The 26,049-nt window shown below is 56.5% G+C and carries 23 protein-coding genes and 2 pseudogenes; 18 read left to right on the top strand and 7 right to left on the bottom strand.

The genetic code is table 11. From position 1 onward, the window contains the following. The first annotated feature begins 5 nt into the window (after window positions 1-5). Genes DESPIGER_RS11810 through DESPIGER_RS11755 form a run of 12 tightly spaced genes read left to right on the top strand, consistent with a single transcriptional unit; the run spans window position 6 to window position 11,262 of the window. Window positions 6-449, top strand: coding sequence for a hypothetical protein (locus tag DESPIGER_RS11810; protein WP_072337205.1), 444 nt, complete (start codon window positions 6-8; stop codon window positions 447-449). A gap of 42 nt (window positions 450-491) precedes the next feature. After that, window positions 492-962, top strand: a complete 471-nt coding sequence (locus tag DESPIGER_RS11805; protein WP_072337203.1) for a DotD/TraH family lipoprotein — start codon at window positions 492-494, stop codon at window positions 960-962. Continuing rightward, window positions 959-2,005: a type IV secretory system conjugative DNA transfer family protein gene (locus tag DESPIGER_RS11800; protein WP_072337201.1), complete on the top strand. Its 1,047-nt coding sequence runs from the start codon at window positions 959-961 to the stop codon at window positions 2,003-2,005. Before DESPIGER_RS11805 ends, DESPIGER_RS11800 begins: the two co-directional genes overlap by 4 nt. Then, entirely contained in the window at window positions 2,002-3,177 is a 1,176-nt protein-coding gene (locus tag DESPIGER_RS11795) for a type IV pilus twitching motility protein PilT (RefSeq protein WP_072337199.1), read from the top strand. The genes DESPIGER_RS11800 and DESPIGER_RS11795 overlap by 4 nt, the downstream gene beginning before the upstream one ends. Continuing rightward, a complete protein-coding gene (icmT, locus tag DESPIGER_RS11790) occupies window positions 3,174-3,446 on the top strand; it encodes an IcmT/TraK family protein (protein ID WP_072337197.1) in 273 nt (90 codons plus the stop codon). Before DESPIGER_RS11795 ends, icmT begins: the two co-directional genes overlap by 4 nt. Before the next feature lie 25 nt (window positions 3,447-3,471). Then, complete coding sequence (locus DESPIGER_RS11785) at window positions 3,472-3,687, top strand: hypothetical protein (protein ID WP_072337195.1); 216 nt, start codon at window positions 3,472-3,474, stop codon at window positions 3,685-3,687. Then, the gene (locus DESPIGER_RS11780) at window positions 3,684-5,108 is read left to right on the top strand and encodes an ArdC family protein (RefSeq protein ID WP_072337194.1); all 1,425 of its coding nucleotides are present in this window, start codon (window positions 3,684-3,686) and stop codon (window positions 5,106-5,108) included. The genes DESPIGER_RS11785 and DESPIGER_RS11780 overlap by 4 nt, the downstream gene beginning before the upstream one ends. Window positions 5,109-5,111: 3 nt before the next feature. After that, window positions 5,112-7,241, top strand: a complete 2,130-nt coding sequence (locus tag DESPIGER_RS11775; RefSeq protein ID WP_072337192.1) for a DNA topoisomerase 3 — start codon at window positions 5,112-5,114, stop codon at window positions 7,239-7,241. Continuing rightward, complete coding sequence (locus DESPIGER_RS11770; protein WP_072337191.1) at window positions 7,238-7,654, top strand: hypothetical protein; 417 nt, start codon at window positions 7,238-7,240, stop codon at window positions 7,652-7,654. The genes DESPIGER_RS11775 and DESPIGER_RS11770 overlap by 4 nt, the downstream gene beginning before the upstream one ends. Continuing rightward, window positions 7,651-8,163, top strand: a complete 513-nt coding sequence (locus DESPIGER_RS11765; protein WP_083575402.1) for a lytic transglycosylase domain-containing protein — start codon at window positions 7,651-7,653, stop codon at window positions 8,161-8,163. Before DESPIGER_RS11770 ends, DESPIGER_RS11765 begins: the two co-directional genes overlap by 4 nt. Continuing rightward, on the top strand, window positions 8,160-9,479 hold the full coding sequence (locus DESPIGER_RS11760) for a hypothetical protein (RefSeq protein WP_072337189.1): 1,320 nt from the start codon (window positions 8,160-8,162) through the stop codon (window positions 9,477-9,479). Before DESPIGER_RS11765 ends, DESPIGER_RS11760 begins: the two co-directional genes overlap by 4 nt. A gap of 7 nt (window positions 9,480-9,486) precedes the next feature. Further along, window positions 9,487-11,262 carry a type IV secretory system conjugative DNA transfer family protein gene (locus tag DESPIGER_RS11755; protein WP_072337187.1) on the top strand — a complete coding sequence of 592 codons (1,776 nt, stop codon included), beginning with the start codon at window positions 9,487-9,489 and terminating at the stop codon, window positions 11,260-11,262. 16 nt (window positions 11,263-11,278) lie between these two features. Here the strand turns inward: DESPIGER_RS11755 and DESPIGER_RS11750 are convergent, their stop codons facing one another. Beyond that, the gene (locus DESPIGER_RS11750; protein ID WP_072337186.1) at window positions 11,279-11,611 is read right to left on the bottom strand and encodes a type II toxin-antitoxin system PemK/MazF family toxin; all 333 of its coding nucleotides are present in this window, start codon (window positions 11,609-11,611) and stop codon (window positions 11,279-11,281) included. Next, window positions 11,611-11,868, bottom strand: coding sequence for an antitoxin (locus DESPIGER_RS11745; RefSeq protein WP_072337184.1), 258 nt, complete (start codon window positions 11,866-11,868; stop codon window positions 11,611-11,613). The genes DESPIGER_RS11750 and DESPIGER_RS11745 overlap by 1 nt, the downstream gene beginning before the upstream one ends. An 88-nt stretch (window positions 11,869-11,956) precedes the next feature. On the opposite strand from DESPIGER_RS11745, the gene DESPIGER_RS11740 reads away from it, so the two are divergent. From DESPIGER_RS11740 to DESPIGER_RS11720, 3 genes are all read left to right on the top strand, one after another. Next, window positions 11,957-12,712, top strand: coding sequence for a DsbA family protein (locus tag DESPIGER_RS11740; protein ID WP_156831704.1), 756 nt, complete (start codon window positions 11,957-11,959; stop codon window positions 12,710-12,712). Window positions 12,713-12,807: 95 nt separating this feature from the next. After that, window positions 12,808-12,981 (top strand): AbrB/MazE/SpoVT family DNA-binding domain-containing protein, encoded by a 174-nt coding sequence (locus tag DESPIGER_RS12715; RefSeq protein WP_083575400.1) that lies wholly within the window; start codon window positions 12,808-12,810, stop codon window positions 12,979-12,981. 63 nt (window positions 12,982-13,044) lie between these two features. Further along, the gene (locus tag DESPIGER_RS11720) at window positions 13,045-19,707 is read left to right on the top strand and encodes an SNF2-related protein (RefSeq protein WP_231927577.1); all 6,663 of its coding nucleotides are present in this window, start codon (window positions 13,045-13,047) and stop codon (window positions 19,705-19,707) included. Window positions 19,708-19,824: 117 nt separating this feature from the next. On the opposite strand, the gene DESPIGER_RS11715 is transcribed toward DESPIGER_RS11720, so the two are convergent. Beyond that, window positions 19,825-22,077 (bottom strand): DNA-primase RepB domain-containing protein, encoded by a 2,253-nt coding sequence (locus DESPIGER_RS11715; protein ID WP_072337174.1) that lies wholly within the window; start codon window positions 22,075-22,077, stop codon window positions 19,825-19,827. Next, window positions 22,040-22,417 carry a plasmid mobilization protein gene (locus DESPIGER_RS11710; RefSeq protein ID WP_072337173.1) on the bottom strand — a complete coding sequence of 126 codons (378 nt, stop codon included), beginning with the start codon at window positions 22,415-22,417 and terminating at the stop codon, window positions 22,040-22,042. The genes DESPIGER_RS11715 and DESPIGER_RS11710 overlap by 38 nt, the downstream gene beginning before the upstream one ends. Before the next feature lie 200 nt (window positions 22,418-22,617). On the opposite strand from DESPIGER_RS11710, the gene DESPIGER_RS11705 reads away from it, so the two are divergent. From DESPIGER_RS11705 to DESPIGER_RS13485, 3 genes are all read left to right on the top strand, one after another. Further along, window positions 22,618-22,956, top strand: coding sequence for a hypothetical protein (locus DESPIGER_RS11705; protein WP_072337171.1), 339 nt, complete (start codon window positions 22,618-22,620; stop codon window positions 22,954-22,956). Window positions 22,957-23,809: 853 nt separating this feature from the next. Further along, a complete protein-coding gene (locus DESPIGER_RS13100; protein ID WP_083575399.1) occupies window positions 23,810-24,172 on the top strand; it encodes a transposase in 363 nt (120 codons plus the stop codon). Continuing rightward, window positions 24,081-24,623 carry an IS5 family transposase gene (locus DESPIGER_RS13485; protein WP_368492477.1) on the top strand — a complete coding sequence of 181 codons (543 nt, stop codon included), beginning with the start codon at window positions 24,081-24,083 and terminating at the stop codon, window positions 24,621-24,623. The genes DESPIGER_RS13100 and DESPIGER_RS13485 overlap by 92 nt, the downstream gene beginning before the upstream one ends. A gap of 7 nt (window positions 24,624-24,630) precedes the next feature. Here DESPIGER_RS13485 and DESPIGER_RS11695 read toward each other — a convergent pair. From DESPIGER_RS11695 to DESPIGER_RS12700, 3 genes and pseudogenes are all read right to left on the bottom strand, one after another. After that, window positions 24,631-24,813 (bottom strand): annotated as a pseudogene (locus DESPIGER_RS11695) (recombinase); the annotation flags it as partial. Window positions 24,814-24,815: 2 nt separating this feature from the next. Beyond that, window positions 24,816-25,031: pseudogene (locus DESPIGER_RS13380) on the bottom strand (IS1595 family transposase); the annotation flags it as partial. Window positions 25,032-25,079: 48 nt separating this feature from the next. Next, window positions 25,080-25,846, bottom strand: a protein-coding gene (locus DESPIGER_RS12700; protein WP_156831586.1) for an IS5 family transposase whose coding sequence is annotated in 2 segments (ribosomal slippage) — window positions 25,080-25,486 and window positions 25,486-25,846 — 768 coding nt in all. Because the reading frame shifts where the segments join, the coding sequence is not laid out codon by codon here. Window positions 25,847-26,049 lie beyond the last annotated feature (203 nt).

Genomic DNA, 26,049 nt, shown 5'->3' with positions numbered 1-26,049 from the left:
CGCCTATGAAAAAGTATCTCTCGACCACGGCTTTTGTTACCGCTCTTTGCGAGTCTAGGCTGCAATGTTCCCTTCTTCGGAACAGACTTTGTGCCCGTGTCGCTTTTTTCCGCAGTCATCGCTCTTCCCAGGAACAACACGCGGTTGCTCAGGACTTTTCTCTGCTGCTTGCCGCCTGGGGCATCGCCGACGACGCGGATATTCCCGGCGTCATCAGGGTGCTGCGTCTGCGCGTTCCGCTTTTTATCGCTCCCGTCATCCTCTGCGCTCTGGCGGCGATATGGCAGCGAACCATGCTGTCCGTCATCGCCCTCTGTCTCATCTCTCTGCCATGTCTTCTTGGAATCCTCACGACGCTCTGGCGCATTTCCCTCTTGCGTAACCGCCGTTTTCTGCCGTTCGGTCGCTGGCTGCTGCAAGGAGTCGGCGTCGTTTCCCATCGCCCGTAAGGCGGACGGGGTGTGTCTTTTCATCCATAAAGGAGGTCCATCATGTTCCGCAACCTTGTGCTGTGTTTATGCTGTCTTTTTCTCGCCGCCTGCGTGGGAAGGGAGCAGTCTTCCGCTCCTCCGCCCGCCGATTTCGTATCAACCACCCTGGGACACGCGGCAGAACAGGCTCATGGGGAACTCGCCATGATCGCCAGACTGCGCGGACAGGGCTTGCGGCCTCTGCTGCAGCCTTCCGACCCTTCGCTGAATCTGCCTGTCTCCATTACCTGGACGGGACCCGTGGAAGGAGCGCTCAAGGAAATCTGCCTGCAACTCGGCTTTCGCTACAGGGAAGCGGGAACACCCTCCGCACAGGTCATGACCGTGGTGGTGCATGGGCTGAACCGTCCCGCGCATGAACTTCTGGAAGACATCGCATGGCAGATACAGCCCCAGGCCGCCGTGCGTTTCGACCCCATCAACCGCGTTCTCACGCTGGCAAGAACCACCGGTAAGGAGCTTCATTCATGACGATGTTCGCCCGTCTCATCCCTGCGCTTCGGCTTCGTCTTTTCGGTCCCCGGAAGGCGGCTTCTCTTCTGCTGGCCTTCATCGCAGCCGTCTCTCTGACCGGGTGCGCGGGAATGCTCCCGCAAAATGCCCCCACGACTCCCGTGCCCGTTCCCCCCGGCACGGTCAATGCGCCGAAAGCAGCGGACAAAACAAACGACGACCATGCCTTCACCCCCTACGACGCCTCCTATGCTGAAGACGGCAACGGGCAATACCTGGCCGTGCATGTTCCCGCCGACCCCGCTTCGGGACCGCGCAAAGGCGATCCCGACGAGCTGGCGGAACTTCTGGAAATGAAAGGCGGCAGTGAAAAAGAGCATACCGCCGTCAAGCTCATGCGCCCCAGAGCCATCAAGGAGGCGGCCCGGCTTGTTACGTTTCAGACGGCCATAACCTGGCGCTACCGACAGCTTGCCGCCAGAACCGAAGAGTTCAGTACCATCATGGATGCCGCCTTCAACTTCACGCCGCTTGTTCTGACGCAGGGGGAAGCCCTCATCATGCCGCCGCTTCTGGCACGGGCCGGAGCCTCCATGCGGATTGAAGAGCCGGGAACCGCGACAGCAGCAAAAGCGACTTATGAAATGCTTGAACCGGCACAGTACATCGCGGTTGTTCCTCACTGGCGAACCTTTCTGATGATGGACGATTTTCCCGAACCGGAAAAACCGAACCCCGCCGTTCTGCCCAAAAACAGCGAAGAGCGGGCCATCTGGCGACGCGCCGTGCGTGATGCCTGGACACAGGGGCTGAAAGAGGCGGATCAGCTTTACGCGGACAACGTGGCGCGGATGGTGCGGAGCTATCGCGGAGCCATGCTGTATCATCTGCTCACGGCCCAGCATCTTCTGAGCCGCATCAGCACCGCCTCTTCCGACCTGGGAATGCACACCACGGACAACGGAAACAAGCTGAACATCGGCCAGCGCGTTTATCGGATTACCGCGCCGTCATCCTTCACGGTCGCCCCGTCTCCTTCCGTAAAAAAGGGGAGAAAATGACCATGACGAATCCCGGCTGGTATCCTCGTGAACCGCGTATCCGCTGGGACTATGCGGGCATCAACGACCTGCTGCTCTGGGGAACCCGTTGCGGCATGTCCGACCTGTGCCTGCGTTCCGCGCTTCCGGCATGGATGCGCCTCAACGGAACATGGCGGATGGTCACGCAGCGGGCCATTACGACCGATGAACTTCTGTCCGCACTGGAACGTCTGACCCGGAACAATTCCGTGGCCGCGCTCATCAAGTCCGGCCAGTCGGACTATGACTTTGCCCATGAAATCGAGGAAAGCCGAGGTGTGCGCCGCCGCTATCGCGGCAATGCCACCCCGGTGGCCGACGGCTATTCCACCGGCGTCAAAATCGTGTTCCGTGCCATTCCTTCCATGCCCCCGGCCCTGGAAGACCTGCATGTGGAACAGGAAATTCTGGACCATGCCATGCCGTCCAACGGCCTGGTTCTGGTCACAGGCGTCATGGGAAGCGGAAAAAGCACACTGCTCGCCGCCATTCTTCGACGCATCATTGAAAAGGGCGGGCGCAACGTCAGCACCTATGAATCCCCCATAGAATTCGACTTTGACGCCATACCGAACCCCGGAGGCCCGGTATCGCAAAGCACCATTCCCGAACATCTGAAATCGTTTCTTACGGCCACGCGCAACTCAACGCGCACGGCGCCGGACGTGGTGCTCATCGGGGAAAGCCGTGATCCCGATACGCTCCGGGGCATGATCGAAAGCGCGGAAATAGGCGTTGCCGCCTATTCCACGGTGCATACGCGCTCCGTACCGGAAACCCTTTCCCGCATCATCAACGTCTTTCCCATTGCGGAAAGGCTGCAAATCACGGCGACGCTCATTTCCAGTCTCAGGCTCATCATTTCCCAGCGTCTCGTTCCGTTGCCGGACAACAGCGGACGCACGGCGCTGCGCGAATATCTGGCCTTCACTCCCGAAATCCGGGAAACCCTGCTGAACACGCCCCTGGAACGTCTGATTCCGCAGGCCGAAGAACTGCTTTCCTCCTCCGGCCAGCGCATACAGGATGCCGCCGAACGCGCCTATGCCGGAGGCCACATAGGCAGGGACATCTATCAGGCCATTCTGGCGGAGCGCAAGGCAAGGCAAAACAGTCCGTCCCACGCACTCGCTCTGGAGGAAACGTCATGAACGGTGAAGTTCTCTGGCGGGATACCGGTCTCACGCCGAAAATTTTCATTCTGGACGCCCGTGCCATCTTTCCCCTGGCGCTGTGGCTGTTCCACTGGTCCTGGTGGACGGCGGCCATTGCCTGCCTGGGCATTGTGGCCCTGTTCTTTGTTCAACGCTCCGGCATGTCGCCTCTTGCCTGTCTCAGGGCGATACGCACGGCGTTCATGGGCAGACGCCGGGAGAGCAGATACACCGAAACCCTCTGGCGCAAACGATGCCGCTGGTAATTCAACAACCCGAAAGGAGTTCGACATGAAAGACGTTCCGCGCAACAGTTTCGGCCTCTTTGATTCCCCTGTCCGTTGCCGGGAAAAAGAGCGCGTATCCCTTACGCCCCGGCATATTGAGAGTCAGCTCGACGCCGGGGCCTTCCTGATGAGCAGGGAGGACGCCGTTCTGGCGGGCTTTCTCAATCCGCACGACGAGCAGGATTCCGTCATCGTGGAACTAAGGGAGGAAAACGCATGAGTGAGCAGCCGCGCGAAAGAAAAAACCGCTTTCAGATAAGCCGCGAAGTCCAGGAAGAGTTCGTCAACGGCATCGCTGAAACCATGCTTTCCCTGGCGGAAAAAGCCGGGGACTGGCAACGGGGCTGGACCTCCGACACTCCTGTGGGAATGCCGTTCTGTCCCGTGACCGGCAGAGAGTACAGCGGGGCGAACCTTGTTCGGCTGCTGCTGACAACCATTGTCAGGGGATACGCCGATGACCGGTGGATGACCTTCAACCAGCTTCAGAGCTTTCAGAACGCCCACCCCGAACTGCAAATGAACATCCGCAAGGGCGAACGGGGCGTCAAGGTGCTGCGGCCGGAGGAAGTCGCCTACATTGTGGAAGAAAACGGAGCCTGGAAATTCCTGACCAGGGAAGAACTCCGGCGCATCGAGGAAATGAAGGACCGGGGGCAGGACGTTCCCGACGTTCAGCGCAAAACGCTTTTCTATCCTTTCACGGTCTTCAATGCTGCCCAGATTGAGGGATTCCCCGCCAAGGAACGTCCCGCCCATGCCATGACGCAGATTGAACGGCATGAGATGGTGGAACGCTTCATCGCCAGCTCCGGCGTTCACGTCAGGCACTACGGCGGCGATCCCTGCTTCAACATGGAAAAAAACGAGGTGGCCCTGCCGTATCCCGAACGGTTCAGCGGTACGGATGAATATTACGCCGCCAAACTGCACGAGTTCTTCCATGCCACCGGGCACGAAACGCGGGAAAACCGTCAGCTGAAAAATGCGCAGACCATAAAGAGCTACGCCTTTGAAGAAATGCGCGCGGAAATGTTTTCCATGCTGGCCGGCGCGCATCTTGCGCTGCCCATGCCGGAAACGAATTCCGCCGCCTATATCGCCAACTGGAATCAGAAATTTTCCGGCGGCGATGTCAAAGCCGTGTTTCAGGCAGCTTCGGAAGCGGCAAAGATACTGACGGTGCTGCATCAGTTTGAATCCGATGAACAGCCTGCGGCAAGGTGGTTTCCCAGACGGGAAGCATGGCCGGAACTGGTGGAACTTCAGAAGCAGCGCGACGCGGCCTGCGGCGTTTCCTTCCATGCCGAAGAGTCTTCCGGCTCGCAGGTCTTCGAGCGCCTTTCCCGAAACAGCGCCTTCTCCGAACCGCTGTCTTTCACCGAGGCAGCCGTTGCCTTCAAGAATACGGACAACCCGGTCACAAAAACGCGCCTTATCCTCCAGAACCCGGACTTCCTCAATCTGGCCCTCAAGCAGGACCCCGACTCCGTGATGGAGCTTGCCGCGCTTTTCGACAAGATGGCCCACGTTCTCCACATGGAAATGGACGACAAACTCCGCCCAGCTCCGGGCGCTCTGGAACATAACGCACCCTTACTGGAACAGCAGGCTGCCTCGGCGCAGCGCATGAGGATATAACGCATGAGACTTTTCATCGCTGAAAAACCGAATCTTGGAAAAGCCATTGCCAGAGGACTTGGCGGGGGACGCACGGAACAGGGCTGTATCCGGTGCGGAGACAACATCGTCACCTGGTGCTTCGGCCACCTTCTTGAACCCGCCTATCCTGAAGCCTACTGCCCGGAATATGCCCAATGGCGGCGCGAACATCTGCCCATCATTCCTTCCTCATGGAAATATGTGGTCAAGCGCACGTCGAAAGCACAGCTCGACACCATCGGCAAACTGCTGCGCGACGCCGCCTCCGTCGTCCATGCGGGCGACCCTGACCGGGAAGGCCAGCTTCTTGTTGATGAAGTGCTGGAACATTTCCGCTATCGCGGCCCTGTCTTCCGTATCTGGCTTCCTTCCCTGGATGACCGCTCCGTCAGCATCGCTCTCGGCAACATCACGGACAACGCCGCCAATGCGCCTTTGCGGGACGCCGCCCGCGCCAGAATGATGGCCGACTGGCTGGTCGGCATAAACGCCACCCGCGCCCTGACCATCACAGGCAGAGAAAACGGACGCACGGAAGTGCTTTCCCTCGGCAGAGTCCAGACGCCCACGCTGGCGCTGGTTGTGGCCCGCGACAGGGAGATTGCCCATTTCAAGCCCTCGGATTATTTTGTGCTGCGGGCAAGCATTATCCACCCCCACGGAGAATGTTCCGTCACCTTCGTGCCTTCCGACTCGCAGGACGGACTGGACAGCTCCGGGCGTCTTGTGGACCTTGCTCAAGTTGCCGCCGTTCTGGAATCGGTCAACGGCAAGGAAGGAACGGTTCTGGAATCTCTGCGGGAAAAGAAAACCAGACCCGCCCCCTTGCCTCATTGCCTCTCTTCCCTGCAAAAATCCGCTTCCGCCAGACTCGGCATGTCGGCCAAGCGCGTCCTGGATGTCGCCCAGAGCCTTTATGAAAAGAAACTCACCACCTACCCCAGGACAGACTGCCGCTATCTGCCGGAAGAGCAGCATGGCGAAGCCGCATCCATTCTAAGCCGCCTTGCCGGAGTCTCCGGCCTGGAGCAGCTTGCGGGCAAGGCGGATTCCCGCCTGAAAAGCACGGTCTGGAACACGAAAAAGATTACCGCCCACCACGCCATCATTCCCACCGGGGAACCTGCGGAAAGCCTTGCCGGGGAAGAACGCGCCCTTTTTCTGCTGATCGCCACGGCCTACTGTCTGCAATTTCATCCGCCCATGCGCTATGAAGCCCAGAAAATCGCCGTTGCTCTCGGAGATACCCGATGGGAAGCCTCAGGGCGGCGACTGCTGGAGGCCGGATGGACGGCGCTTTCCAGGGATGACGATGATTCCGATGAACAGGAGCAGGAACTTCTGCCGCTCATGGAACAGGGCGACGCCGTGCGCTGCCGTAACGCGGAAAGCGTGCGGAAAAAGACTTCTCCTCCCTCACGATTCAGCGAGGGGAGCCTGATTGACGCCATGGCCCACGTCCATCTTCTGGTCAAGGACGGTCAGGCGAAAGCCACGCTCAAGGAAAGCAAGGGCCTCGGAACCGAAGCCACCCGCGCCAATATCATTGAGACGCTGAAAGAACGCGGCTATCTCGTCGCCGAGAAAAAATCCATCGTATCCACGCCGCTGGGGCAGGAAATCATCGACCTGACGCCGCCCGCTCTGAAAGACCCCATCACCACCGCCGCATGGGAAGACCAGCTTGAAGCCATCGCCCAGGGCAAGGGCAGTCTGGACGCCTTTCTCTCGGAACAAAAACGTCTTCTGCCGACGCTGCTGGCTCCGATTCTGGAACGCAAAGCCAGCCCCGCCCATGTCTGCCCCGACTGCGGGGCCGCTCTTCAGCGCCGTAAAAGAAAAAAGGACGACTCATGGTTCTGGAGCTGCTCCGCCTATCCCGACTGCAAGACCATACTTCCCGATGACAACGGCAAACCGGGAAGTCCCAGACCGAAACCTACGCTTTCGGAACACGCCTGCAAAGCCTGCGGCAAGCCTCTCGTCCTGCGCAGCAGCGCCAAAGGCAAGTTCTACGGCTGTTCCGATTATCCCCGCTGCAAGCAGATATATCCGGTCGGAGAAAACGGGGCCCCCGTTTTTGAAGGCCGGAAAGGGAGGAAGGAACAATGAGGACTGCGCTTCTCCTTATCCTTTGTCTGGCACAGGCTTTTCCCTGTTTTGCGGCTTCCTGTCAGGATATGCGGGATGCCGTCGGCTCGGCCATGCAGCAGCGCAACGGACGGGTATCCGACACGCACAACACCATGATTCCCGACCCTGAATCCGAACGGGATGCGCTGTCCGGCTGTCTCGGCTCCATCAATGCCCTCGGAGACGCTTTCAGCCTTGGCGTGACGTTGCCGGGCATGGACCAGATCGTCGCGGGAATGTGCCATCAGGTTGACTCCCTCATTCAGCAGAAAATCAACGATGCTCACAATCAGGTCCTCAACTCCATAAACGGCATCGGCGGCAACAATCCGTTCAAGGTGTACGGCACGGGCGGAGACTATGTGGTGAAGCTCAAGGAGAAATTGAAATGAGAGCGCTCTGCCTGTTTCTGAGCATCCTTTGTCTGTCTCCCGGCATGGCCTTCTCCGCCGAACGAGCCAAAGTCGTCGTTCCGATGACACGCCCTCTGACCACGGGCTGTGTTCTGGATGCCGCCCGTGCAAGCGGGATGCCTCCGGCCGCGCTTTTCGGTCTGCTCGCCACGGAGGGGGGAAGCATGGGCGAAGCTCTGAGCAACACCAACGGCACCTGGGACCTGGGCTGTTTTCAAATCAATACCGTTCACGTCAATGAACTGGCCGCCATGGGCATAGCCCCGGAAACCCTGCTTCGGGACGGCTGCGTCAACGCCTATGCCGCGGCATGGCTGCTTCGCAAGGAGTATGAACGGACCGGCGATCTCTGGCTGGCCATAGGCACGTATCATTCCAGAACGCCCCATCGCAGGGATGCCTATATCAGAAAGGTCAGAACGAACCTGGAAGAACTGCGTCGCCGGGGTATCTTCAGCCTCTCTTCCCTTCAGGAGGCGCAGCAGTGAGTCAGCTCCGCGACGACAGGGACGACATGCTTTTTCTGTGGTTTGCGCTTCTGGTGCTGATTTTTGTTGTCATCCCGGCTCTGTACGCAGCGCATAAGGGAAGCGTCAACGCGCCTCTGGTCTGGCTGGCAAGTATCCAGCTCAGAGTCTTTGCGCCTTTTTCAGAAGAAGTACGGACCATCCTTGAGCGTCTCACCGAGGTGGAACCCGCCGCGCTGACCTGGGAACAGGTGCGGGGATTGCTGCGCTATGCCGGGTCATGGATGCGATGGCCGCTCGCGCTGCTTCTGCTTTTGTGCGGCTGCACCGCCATTTTCATAGGTCGGGTGGGAAGGCTCGTCCGGCATTTCAGCATGAAAAGCCTGCTGAAAAACAACGCGGAATCCTTCCCCTGTCTCAGACCGGTCGTTGGTCGCGGCAAGTACCTGCTTTCGCCCAAATCCTACGATTCCGGCTTATGGCGCATTGCCCGAACTCCCGTTCAATTCGCGCTGGAACAGGAACTTCTGCTCAATGAAAACGGTGAAGCCTTCACTCCGGAACAGGCTCTGCATAACGGGCTGGCGGATACGGAGCTTCCCGCATGGGGCAATGCCAGGCTGGATGAAGACAAAGCTCTCGCCGCCTTTCAGGCCCAGCTCGGCAAACCATTCGAGAACTATACGGCCATGACTGCCTGCCGTCGTGCGCTGGCCGCCGCATTCCTGGCCTATGCGGACGGCGACAAAAAAGGCTGCGTTGCCGTACTGGATGCCGTCTCATCCTCCTATCGGGAAAAACGCGACAGGGCGACATGCCCCGTTCTGGAACAAAAAAACTTCCATCTGAATCTGAACCGCATCTGGGAAAGGCATCAGTCCGTTCTTTCCGAAAAATCCCTCCGTATCCACGCGGCATTCGAGCTTCCGTGGTTCATGGCGCTGCTGTGCCGGGCAAGGAAAAAAGGCGTTCTGGCCAGTTCCCAGTTCCTGTGGCTTCGCCCGTTGGACAGGCCGCTCTGGTACGCGCTCAACCAATGCGGGGGAAGAACCGCGTGGGTGGAAAGCCTGGCTCCCTGGGCGCACTACAAGGCAGAAGAACAGGCGGGGCAGGCCCTGACCGAGCCTCACGTTGCTCTCGCCGTCACGAGTCTCAAGGATTCCTTGTCCGCCCAGGGCTGGCTGACGGACATTTTCATTCCGCCCATGTTCGAGCAGTCCTTTACGCCTGCCGTGGAGCAGGCGGAACCTGTGTCGGATATGGTGTACGCTGCGGCAGAAAACGACCCGGAATACGATGCCAACGACGACCCTTCCCTGGCGGAAGAACACTATTGAGGTGCGTATGGAACGAAAAATCAGAGGTCTTGAAGACCACGAAACGCAGGAACGGAAACGGCTCTTCCGGGATGTGCGCTCCCCGCTGCAACGCCTGGGAGACACGCTCAGGCTCGGCCATGTGCAAACCGGCGGCATCTTTGCGGCGGGGGTGTGTCTTTTTCTTTTTCCCTCGCTCTCCATGCCGTTCTTTATCGCCGGGCTTGCTCTGTTTGCCGCCCGCTGCGTCTATGTCGAAGACGAAAGGCTGCCTTTCCGAATGCCGCTCGGTCTCTCCGGCACGGATAAAGGCGATCCTCTGCCCGGCAGACGCGGCTACGCCAGACCGGAGGGCATCTTCTTCCTGGGAAACAGGGTACAGGACCAGAAAGAACTCTGGCTGAAGGCCAAGGACATTCTTACCCACTGCCTGCTTTTCGGCACCACCGGTTCCGGCAAGACGGAAACCCTCGTTTCCCTTTCATACAATGCTCTGGCTACGGGAAGCGGGCTGTTCTACATCGACCCGAAAGCAAGTCCGAAACTCGCCGTACAGATATGGCAGATGGCCCGCTTTCTGGGACGGGACGACGACTTCCGCGTGCTGAACTACGGCACTTCCGGCAAAGTCAAAGGAAAAACTCCGCGCCGTCTTTCCAACACCAACAATCCCTTCACCTTCGGCAGTGCGGAAGCCCTGACGCAGCTTCTTGTTTCCCTCATGCCCGCGTCCGACGGGGCGAACAGCATCTTTGCCGACAAGGCGCAGGCGTTGATTTCCGGCGTCATGTACGCCCTGGTGGACCTGCGCGACAAAGGGCTGCTCAAGCTCTCCACCAGCGTCATCCGTGAATCGCTGGCGCTTGAAAAATGTGTCGCCCTCGCGCTGCGGGCGGAGCTTGATGAAGAGTCCCGCGCCTCCATCCATGCGGCTCTCGGCACCTGCGGCTGGATTGCCGGACGGGAAATGAAAGACCAGCCCCAGTCCTTTGCGGAGCAGTTCGGCTATGCCCAGAGCTACTTCGGAAAGGCCCTTTCCAGCCTGACGGACACCTATTCCCACATCTACGGGGCTGAAGACGGAGAAGTCGATTTTGCAGACGCCATCATGCAGCGCCGCGTGCTGGTCGTTCTTCTGCCTTCGCTGGAAAAAGCCCCCGCAGAACTGGCCAGCCTCGGAAAAATCAGCCTCTCCGCCATACGCAACGCCTGTGCCGTTGGCCTCGGCGCACATATTGAAGGCGACGCCGCCGACGTGCTGGAAGCCCTGCCCACGGACACTGTGGGCATCGGCCCGTATCTGTGCATCGTGGATGAATATGCGGCCATCGTCACCCCCGGCTTTGAGGTCGTGCTGACCCAGGGGCGCGGTCTCGGCATAGCCGCCATCGTCGCCTCCCAGGATTACGCCGGTATTCTGGAAGCAGACAAAAAAGGCGCGCAGCAGATGGTGGCCAACACCTCCATAAAAATCTTCATGAAAATGCAGGACGCGGAAAAAACCTGGGAACTCATACGGGGACAGGCCGGACAAGGCACCGTCCTCCGCACCACCGGCTTCAACGTCAACGAAAAAATAAGCGCAGGTTACCGCGACGCCATGAACACCACCGTGGAACAGGAAGACCGCGTCGTCCTGCGCGACTTGCAGGAACAGATCGAAGGCGAAGCCCATTTCATCTTCAGCGGGCAAATCGTCCGGGGCACCATGTTCTTTGCCAACCCTCCCCTGAAAAAAGCGCAGCTGCGCGTTCCCCAGCTTGTGCAGCTCTCCCAGGAGAAACACTATGACCATGCGGCATAAAAGAGAAAAAGCCCGGCTAGCTGAAAATGGTCGCCAACCTTGCAAGAACTTCATCCATAATGACGGGCGGTACTTGTTCCAGCCGTCTGCCGGATCTCGCCCGCAAGTCCAGCGCCCTGGGCTGGTCACAACGGATCACTCCCGTGGTGCGTGTGCCGCATCCGCTGAGCGACACGGCGAATCCTGCGGTACGGGCAAAATTCCCCCCGCTGGTAATCGGCAACACTACGGGAACCTGCGTCACTCTGTTGAACTCGTCGGGAGAAATCACCAACACCGGTCGCGTTCCCTGCTGCTCATGCCCTTCTGTAGGGTCAAGCGTCACCAGATAAATATCACCACGCCGCATCAGATCAGCTCCCTGCCCGTGGCTCCCGACCCTGTCCACACACCATCTTCAGAGGAAAGCGGCGCGGAAGGGTCACATTGGGCTAGCAGCTCCTGCAGGCTGTACTTCTTCCTGACGTTCGGCTCAATAATCAGACGCCCGGATTCCACGGCCATGCTTACCGATGACCCCGATTCCATTTGCAGCATTTCCAAAATGGCGGGAGGAACGGCCAGCATCACTGAACCGCCGACTTTTCTCAAATTAGCTGTGTACATCGTCATCCTCCATAAGTTATATTTTTATATAACTCGTAACCGCCAATATGGCAAGTCCCCTTCGACAATACCGCACCGGAGAACAGTTATGACGCGACTCGTACAACTTATTACTCTTTTCATCTGTCTTTTGTCGGGATCGGTTCCTTCTGCCCATGCCGGAACGCCCGTGTCCGACCGGATAGCCGTGGAAGCTGGCGTAAAGGCGGAACTTTCAAAAGACCTGGCGCTGCCTTACGCGCCCGATGCTGCCCTTTCCGGCAGAACCTGTCTGGACGGCAGGCCGACAAAAGAATTTCAGGGCGACATCATGGAATACTGGGTCAACCTGGAATGTCCTTACTGCGGCATTGAGGAACCGCTCCGGGCACAGCGGGAAAATCCCGGCATGTGCATTGTCGTGCGTCACAGCCCTTCGGACAACTACGGAGAGTCGTTGAAAAAAGCCCTGAGCTTTGAAGCACTCCTGCGCTTTTCTCCGAACGCCGCGCACAGCTTCTGGAATGCCGTGGTGCCCCGGACACCTCTCGGCGTTCCGAAACCCTATGAGGCTGCGCTGCAAACGGCGCTTCAGGATGCGGCCATTGTGCCGGAAGACTTTGCCGACTCTCTGCAACAGGTCGCTCCTGTCGTAGGCGCGGATATTATCGCCTCGCAATCCAGAATCACCTCAACTCCCACCTGGATTCTGGACGGCATTCGTTTTCCCGCCTGTGATTTCACGGCCTCACAAGTGCCGCTGGCTCTCGAACTCGCCCATAAGGCCCGCGCCGACGACGCCGATGCCAAAGAACGCATCGTCCAGATGATTACGCGCGGCCTTTTGAATGAGTCCGTTTTATGACGCCCTCTTTCCCTGACCCGTCTTGACGAACGCTTCCCTTCTCACTAATCTTATAAGTAAGATTTATCTTGTAAATAAGATTTCAGGGAGAACTCATGGAACTTGCCAAGGTCACTTCGCGCGGTCAGATCACGCTGCCCCTCGCCATTCGCAGAAAGCTCGACGTGAAGGAAGGGGATAAGGTTGTTTTTTATGAAGAAAACGGGCGCATTGTCGTTGAAAACGCCGCAAAGCTGACAATCGCCCAGGAAAAAAAGCCCGGCGAGTAGGAACAGGCTGTCTTCATTTCGACGCGCCGCCTTTCCTCCGCCCAGCGGCAAGGAAAGGACAGTATGGCCAGACGGCGCAAGCAGACCAGTGATTCCCGTCAGTTGTCGCTGTTCGACATCATGGTCAGCCATATCGAACAGATCAGGGAAGAAAACATTCAGGATGACATAAGGGAAGAAGCCGGAACACGGATACTCCGGGAGCCGACGCACGAACAGCCCCCGTCCGCTACGCCTCCGGTCAGCCCCGCCTCACACGAAGAACTTCCGAAAGAACCGGAACATCCCGGCAAACGGAAGCCGCTGCTTCCGCCCGATGACAGCATCCCCCCGAAAAGGCTCGGCGTGAACGGACGCGGTTTCTCTGTTTATGAAACGTCGGACGGGGGACGCATGTACAGTCCTTCCCTGGACATCGTGCGCTTCATCGACGGCGACAGGGACACGCCGGAAGAGCTGTTCCGGAAAGGAAACGAAGACTACCTGACCGTGCAGGAAGTCGCGGCCTTCAGACAACAACATTCCTCAACTCAGGAGGTTTCCCATGCTGGACAGACAGACAAACCCGCTGGACATCGCCAGAACCGTTCTCAAGCCAGAAACCATTCACGACCTCAAGGTCAGAGGGTTCACCAATTCAGCCTACTTGATTCTCGACCGCTGGGCACTGAACAGTCCCGACGAACTGAAGCGCCTGGAAGAGGAAGGGAATCTGGCCTTGCAGATACGACTGGATCAGCAGCAGGCCATAGAGAAGAGGACGCTGTGCAGCGAATCCGCCCGGCAGGCGAGCCTGCGGGGGATGTCGGACTGGGAGATTTTGGAAAGCTGCGGGGTGGAGATGAACCTGAAAATTACCGGATAAGCCCGGAAGATCAGCTTGGCGTCGGCGGCGCAAAGAAAAAATATGCGGATAACCTCGCCGCCATACGTCTGCTGAAGCAGCTCCAGGCCAACGGCGCGAAACTGGCCACCCCGGAAGAAAAAAGCACGCTGGTGCATTTTGTCGGATGGGGTGGTCTTCCGCAGGTCTTTGACCCCAAAAACGACAAATGGGCGGCGGAATACCGGGAACTTCAAGGCGTACTCTCCCCCGATGAATACGCGGCCGCCCGGCGCTCCACACAGGACGCTCACTATACCTCGGAAACCGTCATCAGGGGCATCTATCAGGGGCTTTCCAGACTCGGCGTTGAAACGGGAAAGGAACTCCACATTCTCGAACCTTCGGCGGGTATCGGCAATTTTATCGGACTTTGCCCGGAAAGTTTCCAGGCCCGGTTCCTGGCCGTGGAACTGGAACCGACAACAGCGGCCATTGCCGCATACCTGTACCCCAAAGCCCGCCACATCAATAACGGCTTTCAGAACATCCCCCTCAACACGCCGAGTTTCGACCTTGCAGTGGGCAATCCTCCTTTCGGGAATCAGTCTCTCTACGACCCCGAATTTCCCGAACTGAAAAAATTTTCCATCCACAACTATTTTCTCGCCAAGTCCATGCGCCTGCTGCGCGAGGGCGGCATAGCCGCCTTTGTGGTCAGCCGTTACTTCATGGATGCCGTCGATTCCTCCGCCCGCGAACATATCGCGGGATATGCCGACTTCCTGGGCGCGGTGCGCCTGCCTGAAACCGCTTTCCGGCAAAATGCCCTGACGGATGTCACCACCGACATCGTTTTCTTTCAAAAGCACAACGGCGAAAACAAGCGGAGTCTGGAGTGGCTCCACACGTCCAGCATGGAAGTGGACGACCTCAAGCACGGCGGCAGGCGCACCGCCGTGGTCAACAGCTACTTCGCTTCCCGCCCGGAACAGATCATCGGAAGAATGGCGTATTCCGGGGGCATGTTCGAGGACAGCCTGAACTGCGTGTCCGATGCGTCTCAGACAGACCTCGGCGAAGAAATAGCCCGGCGTCTGGACGCGCTGCCTGCCGTGCAGTTCAGCCCCTTACCCTCTGCCGAAGTCCGTGAAGCCGAATCCGGTCTCAATCATGACTTCCTGGCTTCCGACTACTTCCAGTCCCTGAAAATGGGCGCACTCTGCGTTGAACCTCAAAGCAGAAAAATCGTCTTCAAGACTTCCGGGGAGTTCGGCGACGGAGGTTATGAACCCGTCACCGTAAAAAATGAAACCGCCCGACTGCGCCTGGCTTCCATGATTCAGCTCAGGGATACCCTGCGTGAGCTGCTCAATGAGGAAAAAGGCGAAGGAAGTGAAAGTCGTATGGCGAACCTGCGCCAGCGGCTCAACACGCAATACGACGCCTTTGTCAAAAAATACGGGCACCTCAACTCACAAACCAACCGCAGCCTCATGCGGGAAGACCCTGAACACGCTCTGCTGGAATCCCTGGAAGCGGACTACGACAAGGGCATTTCGCCGGATGTGGCCCGCAAGACCGGCAGACAGGCCAGACCCGCTTCCGCCAGAAAAGCTGCCGTATTCCGACAGCGTGTGCTTAAACCGGCGACGCTCGCCCAACAGGCGGAAAGCCCCAAGGATGCCCTTGTCATAGCGCTTCGGGAAAGCGGCAAGGTGGACTTTGCCCGCATGGAACAGCTTCTCGGACGCTCCACCGATGTCATTCAGCGGGACTTGCAGGAACAGGGCCTTATTTTTCTCAACCCCGCCACGGAACTCTGGGAAATCAGGGATAAGTATCTCACGGGCAATGTCCGGGCAAAACTGCGTCAGGCACGGGACGCCGCAAGCTCCGACCCTCGCTTTCTGCCCAATGTGGAAGCGCTTACGGAGGCTCTGCCGCCCGACATAGAAGCCGTGGACATCGGCGTCAAGTTCGGCTCCGCCTGGCTTCCTCCTTCCGTCATATCGGACTTCATCGAACATCTGCATGGCGGAAAAGGCTCTCAGCAGGTGGATTACCTGCCCACGCTCGGTCGATGGAGCGTCCGTGTCTATCTGTACGATGCCGCGCTGAATACCAACGTCTGGGGCATCCCGGAATACCCTGCGGAAAAAATCATTGAAGCCCTTCTGATGAACAAGCCCATCAAGGTGGAAAAGGAAACCGGCCAGCGCGACGAACAGGGCAGACCCATCACGGTTCTGGACCAGGAGCTGACCGCCGCAGCCATGCAGAAGGCCGACGAAATAAAACAGGCCTTCACGGACTGGATATGGACGGATGACGACAGAAGAGCCAGCCTGTCCAGGCTCTACAACGACCGCTTCAACACGAACGTGCCTCCCAGGTATGACGGCTCCCATCTTGAGCTGGTCGGCGCTTCTTCAGAAGTAAAACTTCGGCCTCACCAGAAGGATGCCGTCTGGCGGGCCATTCAGGAAGGCACGGCCCTGTTCGATCACGTCGTCGGCGCGGGAAAGACCATGGCCTGCATAGCGACCATCATGGAATCCAAGCGCATGGGCTTTGTTTCCAAACCGATGGTGGTCGTCCCCAACCACCTTCTCCACCAGTGGCGGGATGAGTTCTACAAGCTCTATCCCAATGCCCATATTCTGGTGGCGGACAAGACCGACTTCACCAAACAGAACCGGGAACGGCTTTTTTCCCGTATTGCGACCGGAGACTGGGATGCCGTTATCGTCGCGCACAGCTCCTTCCGTAAAATCGACATGCCTCACGACATTCAGCGGGAGATTCTGAAGGAGCAGATTGATGCGGTGCTGGAAGCCATTGAGGCCGTGAAGGAGGCGGAAGGCGGCCGGGCCACGGTCAAGCAGCTTGAAAAGCAGCGGGAAAACATGGAAGCCCGCTATGAACTTCTGCTCGCGGGCACGGGGAAAAAGGATACCTCCGTTGATTTCGCCGACCTGGGCGTGGATGCGCTCTTTGTGGACGAAAGCCACGAGTTCAAGAACCTTGCCTATCAGACCACCATGAACGTCTCAGGTCTGGGCAATATCACAGGTTCGGCCAAAGCGCTCGATCTCTTCATCAAGTGCCGCTACCTGCAACGGAAAAACGAAGGCCGGGGCGTGTACTTTCTGACCGGCACCCCCATATCGAATACCATTGCCGAAGTGTACACGCTCCAGCGCTACATGCAGTATGGGGAATTGCAGGCCAAGGGCATCGACCATTTTGACTCCTGGGCCTCCACCTTCGGCCAGGTCACAAGCGGCTGGGAACTTGACGCCACAGGGGTGAACTACAAGCTCAAAAGCCGCTTCGCCAAATTCCAGAACATCCCGGAACTGCTTGCCATGTACCGGACCTTTGCCGATGTCGTCACCAAAAACGATCTGGATGAACAGGCAAAGCAGGCAGGGCTGCGCCCCCTGACGCCTCCCGTCACTGATGGAAAGCCGTATAACGATGTGGCCGAACGCTCCGGGGAACAGGCGGCCTACATGGAAAAAATCATCCACCGCATGGAAAACCTTCCTCCCGATCCGCGTCAGGACAATCCGCTCAAAATCACCAACGACGCCCGCAAGGCCGGTCTGGACTATCGCCTGATAGAACCGCACGCGGATGATTTTGCAGGGTCCAAGGTCAACGCCGCCGTTGAACGCATCTATCACATTTGGAGCGACACGGCGGCGGACAGAGGCACGCAGCTTGTCTTCTGCGACCTGTCCACCCCCAAGGGCGGCAGAACTCCGACTTCCGCACCGGCCAACCGTAACGACCTGGAATTGGAAACGCTGCTGGACGTGGACGGCACACTTCTGCCTGAACAGAAGGATGAGGAATCTCACGGAACAACACAGGCGGAAAAGGACGACAGCGGTGAAGACACCTCCGTCGCTTCCGACATGGATGCCGTCATTGCGCTGTCGTCAAAGTTTTCCGTCTATGACGACATACGAAGCAAACTTGTCGCGCGGGGGGTTCCGCCGGAAGAAATCGCCTTCATCCATGAGGCCAACACCGACATCCGCAAGGCAAAACTCTTTTCCGACATGAATGCCGGCCATGTTCGTATCCTGCTCGGCTCCACCAGCAAGATGGGCGCTGGCATGAATGTCCAGAAACGTCTGGTGGCCGCACATCATCTTGATGCCCCCTGGCGGCCTTCCGACCTGGAACAGCGCAACGGGCGCATTATCCGCCAGGGCAACCTGTTCTATGAGCGCGACCCGGAACACTTCTCCGTGGGCATTTACAACTATGCCACCAAACAGACGTATGACGCCCGGATGTGGCAGACCATAGAGTACAAGGCGGCTGCCATCGAGCAGTTCCGCAAGGGCGATCTGCTCCAGCGCGTTATCGACGACGTGCAGAGCGAGGCCGCCAACGCCGCCGAAATGAAGGCCGCAGCTTCAGGCAATCCGCTGATTCTCATGCAGGTTCAGCTTGCCGCAGACCTTCGCAAGCTGGAAGCCCTGTATTCCCAGCATCAGCGGGGACAGCATCGTCTGCGCGACAGGCTGAAGTGGCTCAACGGAACCGATGAGCGTCTTGCCAAGGCGGAAAGCGCCTACGCCGCCAACATCCGGCACCGGGACAGCCACACCCATATCATCAAGGAAAAAGACAAGGAAAAAATCCGTATAGAACTCTTTGCGGGAGACAAGATGCTGACGGACAGAGACGGCGAAAAAATAAAGGATATTCTGCTCGGCTGCGTGAAGGAGATCACGCGCAATGCCGGAGCCAGGGTACTGTTCGGCTCCTATCGGGGCTTCGCCATGCACCTTGAACGCTATGCCCAGTCCTTCGGCGGCAAGGAGGGGTTCAGAATCGTTGTGACAGGTACGGATGGACAGGAGTTCAAGCCGGACAATCTCGTCTATCTCTTTGACAACAAACTCAGTCTTTCCGGTCTGTTCCAGCGCATGGACAACTTCCTGGCCAAAGGTTTCGATGAAGCCATGGAAAAATTCCGGGAAACCTGCCGTCATGAAAAGGCGGAACTGGAAACAACCAGAGAAGCGCTCGGCAGGGAGTTTCCCCAGAAGGAGGAACTGACCCTGGCGCGGGAAAATCATAGCGCCATCATCCGGGAGTTGCAGCGTATGCAGGATGACGCGAGCTATGTTTCCCACTGGACACCAAAGACTTCCGACGCCGGGGCCGACACGACTCCGGCAGAAGAGACCAGGCAGGAAACTCCCGACGCCCCCTTCTCCATGGCAGACGCGGCACCGAAAGACCACCGTGTCTGTACGCTTACCTTTGGTGAGCAGGGGGACCAGACGGAGTACGCCGTCACGCACAGTCCGGTCGGGTATCTTCTGAACCGTTCCCATGTGCGTGAAACTACGAGGTGGCCCATCCATTGCCTGTATGACGACAATCTCTGGCACTCCCTTGTGAAAGGCCCGCCCGGTGTCCGCTTCAAGCAGTTTGAGAGCAGAGAAGACGCCCTGAATTTCGCACGCCAGGATGCCGCACTGCTCGGTTTTGCCGATGCCATGACGCATCCTGAGAAGGATCTCTCCGCAGCTTCGGCAACGGAGGGCGACTTCTATCGCCAAGCCATGGAAAAAGCCGGATTCCGGCCTTCCGGCATGGATTTTTACGGCAAACAGGAACACGAGCTGAAGGTTGAAACGGGTGACGGCGGAATATTTGAGCTGAGAATATTCCAGACGGAAGAGGGCAAAGTCGGCCTGCGTGTTCAGTATGAAAAAGACCACATCATCAACGGTGCGCGAACCGTCCATGCCTCTTTTGATACGCTCAAGGAAACTCTGGACTATGCCAGCATCTATAAGAACATGGCGGAAACGCAAAACATCACTGCGCCTCCTGTGCAGGAGACTTTCTCCATGCGAATGAGATAAAGCATCAGCATGACAGAAGCGCCTTTTGAATTGATAGTTCAAAAGGCGCTTCTTACTGTGAATGATTCGCAAACTGCCGCAGGCTGTCCGACTTCCGCACTCCCCAAAGACTGCATATTACCTCATGCGTGTATGGAGTGCAGACTTTTGCTGCATACCGACACGTTCCTCCACTCGTCGCCACAGCTCCCGGTATGTTTCATACTTCGCCAGCTCTACATCTCCCGCTGTGCCGAAAGCGTAATCCGCCGTGCGTTCGGCGTATCGCTGCCAGTCTCTGCGTGCGGGCGTCTCCCGGATAGCGGGAGCGCATTGCCGGACAGCCTCCATCACAGCATCCCGGCTATGGCCGGTAGCGCGAAGTCGCAGGGCGATCATGGCATCCACACGGGAGTAGTCTTCAATGGTCAGGTGACGGCGAATATCCTCCAGGTGAGCATGGTAGGCGGTAACGGCATCGCCTGAAGGTCCGCCTCCCGGAGGCAGTACCGGACATCGTTTTCTGCTCTCAGCGGCGGCCTCATATTCCCCGGCTATCTGTCGGGCCAGCTCCAGCGCCTTGTGGCACTCACGTTTTTCGGCAACCAGAAGTTTCACCTCCGGGAAGGAACCGTCTTCCCGACGATGCTTCGGCTTTCGATTCTCAAAGCCCGGCGCTCTGTGCGGGTGGATGCAACCGCACAATTTTTTATCTCCATACTCCTTGTTCAGCCGTTCCGTAAGCCGGTTGCCCACATCCCGGTCAAAACGGCTCCCCAGTTTTGCGATGGTCAGAAGGCATTGAAAATTCCCCGGAGAACTCTCCAGAATGACCGCAGGCCGGTATCCGTCCCTTTGCAGCCGGACCAGACTTTCCGCCGTCATGTCGTCGATAAGCACATGATGTTTTTCCTCGGATAACGGCGTGTAATATATATTCTCTTCGCGCCGCTGGAGCCTGAGCATCTCAGGTATGCGCAAGACCAGTTCTTCAGGGGTAAATCCCCTGGTAACGCCGCCTTCCTTGTCGAGAATGAAGGTCTTTTTATTCCCGTTTGTCTCCATGGCGATGCAGGTCACTCGATACCTGTCTGCTCCGACGGCTGCGGCATAACGCCTGAAATTCTCCATTTCCCGCATGAATTCTCTTCCTCTGTCCGGCACCGGCGGCGGGGTGTGTCTTGTCTTTTCCCAGGCGGAACGATACCTCCAGAGTCCTGCCTGACGATGCAGTCCTTTTGCCCGCAGCCATGCCTCAAACCGGGGTTTATGCCGCCTGACCTTTTTCCCCGTGCCCCGCAGGAAACGTCGCTCTTCCCTCTGCTGTATTTTCAGACAATGACGGGCAATATTCAGTACCGGCACGCCGTATTGCGCCAGCCGGGCAAGACTCTTCCGACGCTGTTCTCTCTGCCGCTTTCGCAGGGAATCGACCGGCGTTATTGCCTCGTCGTTTCGTGCCTCTTTTTCTTCTTCCTCAAATTCCTGCTGATAGAGTTTCCATTCTTCCAGGTTTACCGAACTCACCGGCTCCGGCGGCAATGCTTCTTGCTCCTTCGTATAGTTTCCTTCCGTGAACTCTCCCCATTTTCTGCAAAGTTTTTTCATGCTGAAAGCCCGGTCCACGGAAGAAGCCTTCACGGCAATATCTCCCACAAAAATGACCGCACCGGACCCTTTTTTCTCAAAACGGAGACCAACTTCTGCCAGCTTCCGGTGCATATCTTCCCATGAGTCTGCATCCCGTATGATGTCATGCCCCCGCTCCTGTACGATACGCTGGGCAGACTTCTCTCCCGTGGCGTGTTCAACGTCCAGGGCGGCCTGTCGAGGTTTTATTTCCCTGCCGCTCTTTCTCCGGGCCAGTTCACCGTTTTCCAGCACGACATACCGGGCTTTTTCCTGCGGTTTCCATCCCTGTCCGTGTTCAATGAGCGCAAGAATCCTGTGCGCCGCATCAATATCAAATCCTTTGTGCGGCTGAACGACTTTTCCCGTTTCCTCATTCATGCGGTTCACCGCAATGTGAAGATGGTAGTTATCGGTATCATAATGCAGAGCGTACACGGTCTGATGCCCGGTCAGCCCCATGTGACCCAGAAAAATATCCACAGCCTCATCCACCTGTTCCCTCGTGGGCTGCTCCCCCTCCTGCCATGAAAAAATCCAGTGCTGCACCGGCATCTTGCTGTGAACCGACTCTTCGGCCAGAGCGATCATTTCCATCTTCTGGCCATTATGCGTGGAAGTCAGGAAATTCCTGCTGCCCGCATGGGCGACCTTTTCCTGCGGATTCTTGTTGTGAGGAAAGCGGATGTAATCCACCAGATCCCCGATCTGCCACGTCTTCGGCTTATCGACGATTTCCCGTCTGACTTTCTTCACTATCATGGCCGGGCACTCCAAGATGCTCAATGGCGGAAACCAGAAGCTCCAACGCCCGTTCCTGCCGCTCAAGCATATCCACACCGGCACCCGACTGCCGAAGCGTTTCAAAGTTGTGCTTGAGCAGGCCCCCGATACGGCGAAGTTCCCGAATCATCATGGCGTCGGTGTGGGCTATGAGCGGGCGTCCTCCGAAAAACCTCCGGCGCAGATACGCGGAAACGGACAGCCCCGCCATATCCGCCTGCTGCTCAAGACGCACTTTTTCCTCTGCTGTCACTCGAAAGGTGAGCAACAGATTGGCGGCATACTTACCTTCACCATTCGTTCCTTTTTTGCCTCTCATGCCTCTTTACCTTTGGAATGCGAGAAGCGAAGCGCCGAGCATTCCGGGAGTCCAGAGGGCGTCAGCCTTCTGGCAGGATGGTAGTTGTGTATTACAACTACCATCCTGCCACGAAGAACCCGCCTCGTGCAGTGGCCGAATTGTATATATAGAAAAATTTCCTGTATGATGGCGAAAATCTTCTTTCAAGGAGCAATACGATGTCCTCGAACGCGACTATCCGTCCTCAACAGATAGAACAGGCAAAAAAACTGCTTCAGAATTTACCGGAAAAGGAAAACAGGAAGACCCGCCCGGAAGCTGCTGAGCTGCTTGAGCGGGATTTCAAAAAGGCGAAGGAAAAAGGCTACAATTCCAGAGAACTGAGCCAGATGCTCAAGAATGAAGGCATTATCATTCCCGCGTACCTTATAAAACGATTTTTTACGGAAAACGGAAATATTCCCGTCACTCAAAAACAGGAAGCAATCTCTACGAAAAAACAAACTCCCCAAAAGGCAGCTTTTATCGTACCCGATACTTCAGACAAGAAAATATGATATGAATATACCTATCTTCTTATGAAGACAGCATCACAAACGCAACGTGGCCTTACCTCTGATTGGCTACCTGACTGATGATGGAAAACAGGTGCTTCTGCTACAACGGCCCTAGTTTCGATTGAATCTGGCAATAGTTCCTAAAAGGAAAGGGAACTCCGTTTCGATGGAAGTGCCCCCCATCAATCAGGCGTTATGCCCACGGAGTTCCCAATAAAAAATTTTAACAACGCCTGTCTCATATGGGCTTTTCCAAAGATACCTTTTGCCGATATCTGGCCTCCCGTAATGCGGAGGGGAGCCATGTTTGAGATCAGTCACAGAAAGTCGAATCTGAAAAATCGTGTGGAAGGAGCTACAGAATGGGCTGTTGTCGAGCTCACCACTACATTTCCCACATATGGGTAAGTCAACGCCAGCAACAAACTATGCAAACAAAGTATCTCCACTTCTGTTTCTGGAATCCACTCCCTCAGGTTGCGTTATGGAGTTGCTTCCATGAAGAAGCTCCTGACAACTTTGGAAAATCGGCAGGGACAGCTCGCGCCACAGCCCACCACCTCAACATTATCAAAACAAAAGCAAGGCATTTCCCGAATGCATACTTTCTCTCTATTTCGATTCAATCGATCACGTTGTTGGGCATCATATTTAACGGATTTTGCTTCATAAATTTGATACCTCATTTTTTTGATTATTTGATGTGTCCATATTATCCAGCCCTATACGATGGGCTGTTATCAAATTGTTATCGGTGGTGATAACGGGGGGTAGCAGGGTTGTTGTTTTCTCTGGTGGTTTAGAGGATGTCCGGCATGTTTTTTGATTTTAAAAGGTGTGGTAATCTCGTCCCATGAAACAAACAGATTTTCGTGATGTGCCTGATGAGCTGTGGGAACGTATCGAGCCTCTCCTTGCCCCGTTCAAACGAAAAAGAAGCGGCGGCAGCAAACCGCTTGCGCAGCGCACGGTTCTGGCAGGAATCCTCTACAAATGCCGGACAGGATGCCAATGGGCCATGCTTCCCGCCTGCTATGGATCAAAAAGCTCTGTCCACGAGCACTTCCAGCGATGGAACAAAGCCGGCATCATGGCGGAGATTTTTCGCATCCTTCTTGCTGAATATGGGGAAAAGGTCGGCGTCGACGCCCAATGGCAGGCTATGGACGGCACCTTGCTGCAAGCCCCGACGCGCTCTCAAAAAATCAGCGACTGAGGGCCTTGGACGCAACCCGACGGACAGGGGCCGAAGCGGCGGCAAGATACATCTCCATGTGGATGGTCAGGGTATTCCTCTGGGAGTGACAGTCACAGGTGCCAATGTTCATGACAGCCGCCTGATAGAAGCGACGCTGAAGAACTCCCGGGAAATGGGCGGCTGGTTTCTGGGGTCTGCCGTACGCCATCTCTGTCTGGACAAGGGCTATGACTACCCGCGAGTCAGCGAAGAAGTCTACGTAAACGGATTTGAGGAGCATATCCGCAGCCGGGGGGAAGAAGTTCGGGACCGCTGGAGGACTCCTGCCCGCCGCTGGGTAGTAGAGCGGACATTCGCCTGGTTGAAGAGTTTTCGGAGCTTGCGCACTCGCTACTGTTGTTACCTCGTCAATTTTATGGGACTACTTTACCTTGCTTTGGCCTGTATCCTTTGGAGAAAACTGGTATAGCAATATGTATGCCGGACATTCTCTTATAGGCTTCGGTGTAAAATTGTTTTGCGAAGTCATACCCGCCGTGATTGTAGAAGTAAGCGGAGTTTACATCAAAGACCAACTCACCGTATCGAAAGGCATCCTCCTTGATGCCACGGGTGGAGATCACGCCGTCGGCCTCCATTTGAGCAAACATCTCCCGATACCTCCAAAGTAACTCTCATCGGCTTCTATTTCACCGGACAGCCGATAACTGGGGAGATGTGAAGCAATAAGACGGCGCAAACGCATGAAATAGGACGTGGCTGTGTTACGGTTTACTCCTGCCATCTCTCCGGCAGCCCTTGCCGTGGTACCAGCCACAAAAAATTTTATGAGTTCGGACTGTTGCCGATTATTTAGTCTGCTGCGTCTTTCATACATGGCGTTATCCGAGCTCTTTTTTCTTAGCTAGATAGTGTCTACACGAGTTTAAGTTAATACCTTAAGCCATATCGCTATACAGCGTATTTGTGCAGCAGCCTCAAATGAAGTGAGCATCTTCGCATATCTTGTAGCGATACCGCGCCACCGTTTGAGATGGAGAAAAGCATTCTCCACCAAGTGCCTCACTCGATAGAGGCTCTTATCATACCAACGTTGCGTCTTACGATTCCTTTTGGGGGGAATAACAATTTCGCAACCAGTCTCAGTTGCTTTATCTATGAGCTCATTGCTGTCATATCCGCGATCCGCCAACAAACATTGAGCGGTAATACCGTCAATCAAGGCTACGGCTTGTGTGCAATCCGCTGTGGTACCAGCTGTAACAGCAACTCTGACCGGCATACCATGCGCATCCACGGCCAGGTGTATTTTACTGTTGAGCCCCCTTTTGTGCGGCCCATACCCTGATTACCGCCTCTAGCCCCTGCCGCATGGGGGTGGACTTTGCAATGGCTGGCATCGATCATCAACCATTCAAAATCTGGCTCATCAATCAATATTTCAAGGAGTTTTTCCCATACTCGTTTGTCTCGCCAACGAATAAAGCGTTGATGAACGGTTCCCCATTTGCCATATTCCGGTGGCAGGTCTCGCCACGGCGCACCAGTACGCAATATCCAGAAGACGGCATTGATAAAGAGGCGATTATCCTTTGCTACACCTCCCCATTGCCCGCTTTGCCCAGGTAGATGAGGTTCCAATAAGGCCCACGCAGCATCCGAAATGTCATGGCGGCGTTGAGGATTCGTCATAAGCACATCCTTGCAGAATTGATGCACTCCTCATAATATAAATCTCGTGTAGACACTACCTAGGACAGCCCCATTTTTTAAGTAAATTTTGCCCCTTCCTCCATAATAGGTGTGCGGAACGCATGTCATTCATGCTTCCGTATTTTTTTAGGCTCTCCTACCCATTTATATAATTTGGCCACTGCCCACTCAATTTTTTTGAT

This window comes from Desulfovibrio piger (genome assembly GCF_900116045.1).
In the GTDB taxonomy this organism is placed as follows: Bacteria; Desulfobacterota; Desulfovibrionia; order Desulfovibrionales; family Desulfovibrionaceae; genus Desulfovibrio; species Desulfovibrio piger_A.
The sequence above is the reverse complement of the archived record's forward strand: the minus strand, read 5'-3'. Positions and strand labels throughout refer to the sequence as shown.

Bases quoted from the DNA above. Each gene is read 5' to 3' on its own strand.
- DESPIGER_RS11810 (WP_072337205.1), top strand. From the start codon at position 6: ATGAAAAAGTATCTCTCGACCACGGCTTTTGTTACCGCTCTTTGCGAG.
- DESPIGER_RS11805 (WP_072337203.1), top strand. From the start codon at position 492: ATGTTCCGCAACCTTGTGCTGTGTTTATGCTGTCTTTTTCTCGCCGCC.
- DESPIGER_RS11800 (WP_072337201.1), top strand. From the start codon at position 959: ATGACGATGTTCGCCCGTCTCATCCCTGCGCTTCGGCTTCGTCTTTTC.
- DESPIGER_RS11795 (WP_072337199.1), top strand. From the start codon at position 2,002: ATGACCATGACGAATCCCGGCTGGTATCCTCGTGAACCGCGTATCCGC.
- icmT (WP_072337197.1), top strand. From the start codon at position 3,174: ATGAACGGTGAAGTTCTCTGGCGGGATACCGGTCTCACGCCGAAAATT.
- DESPIGER_RS11785 (WP_072337195.1), top strand. From the start codon at position 3,472: ATGAAAGACGTTCCGCGCAACAGTTTCGGCCTCTTTGATTCCCCTGTC.
- DESPIGER_RS11780 (WP_072337194.1), top strand. From the start codon at position 3,684: ATGAGTGAGCAGCCGCGCGAAAGAAAAAACCGCTTTCAGATAAGCCGC.
- DESPIGER_RS11775 (WP_072337192.1), top strand. From the start codon at position 5,112: ATGAGACTTTTCATCGCTGAAAAACCGAATCTTGGAAAAGCCATTGCC.
- DESPIGER_RS11770 (WP_072337191.1), top strand. From the start codon at position 7,238: ATGAGGACTGCGCTTCTCCTTATCCTTTGTCTGGCACAGGCTTTTCCC.
- DESPIGER_RS11765 (WP_083575402.1), top strand. From the start codon at position 7,651: ATGAGAGCGCTCTGCCTGTTTCTGAGCATCCTTTGTCTGTCTCCCGGC.
- DESPIGER_RS11755 (WP_072337187.1), top strand. From the start codon at position 9,487: ATGGAACGAAAAATCAGAGGTCTTGAAGACCACGAAACGCAGGAACGG.
- DESPIGER_RS11750 (WP_072337186.1), bottom strand. From the start codon at position 11,611: ATGCGGCGTGGTGATATTTATCTGGTGACGCTTGACCCTACAGAAGGG.
- DESPIGER_RS11745 (WP_072337184.1), bottom strand. From the start codon at position 11,868: ATGTACACAGCTAATTTGAGAAAAGTCGGCGGTTCAGTGATGCTGGCC.
- DESPIGER_RS11740 (WP_156831704.1), top strand. From the start codon at position 11,957: ATGACGCGACTCGTACAACTTATTACTCTTTTCATCTGTCTTTTGTCG.
- DESPIGER_RS12715 (WP_083575400.1), top strand. From the start codon at position 12,808: ATGGAACTTGCCAAGGTCACTTCGCGCGGTCAGATCACGCTGCCCCTC.
- DESPIGER_RS11720 (WP_231927577.1), top strand. From the start codon at position 13,045: ATGGCCAGACGGCGCAAGCAGACCAGTGATTCCCGTCAGTTGTCGCTG.
- DESPIGER_RS11715 (WP_072337174.1), bottom strand. From the start codon at position 22,077: ATGATAGTGAAGAAAGTCAGACGGGAAATCGTCGATAAGCCGAAGACG.
- DESPIGER_RS11710 (WP_072337173.1), bottom strand. From the start codon at position 22,417: ATGAGAGGCAAAAAAGGAACGAATGGTGAAGGTAAGTATGCCGCCAAT.
- DESPIGER_RS11705 (WP_072337171.1), top strand. From the start codon at position 22,618: ATGTCCTCGAACGCGACTATCCGTCCTCAACAGATAGAACAGGCAAAA.
- DESPIGER_RS13100 (WP_083575399.1), top strand. From the start codon at position 23,810: ATGAAACAAACAGATTTTCGTGATGTGCCTGATGAGCTGTGGGAACGT.
- DESPIGER_RS13485 (WP_368492477.1), top strand. From the start codon at position 24,081: ATGGGGAAAAGGTCGGCGTCGACGCCCAATGGCAGGCTATGGACGGCA.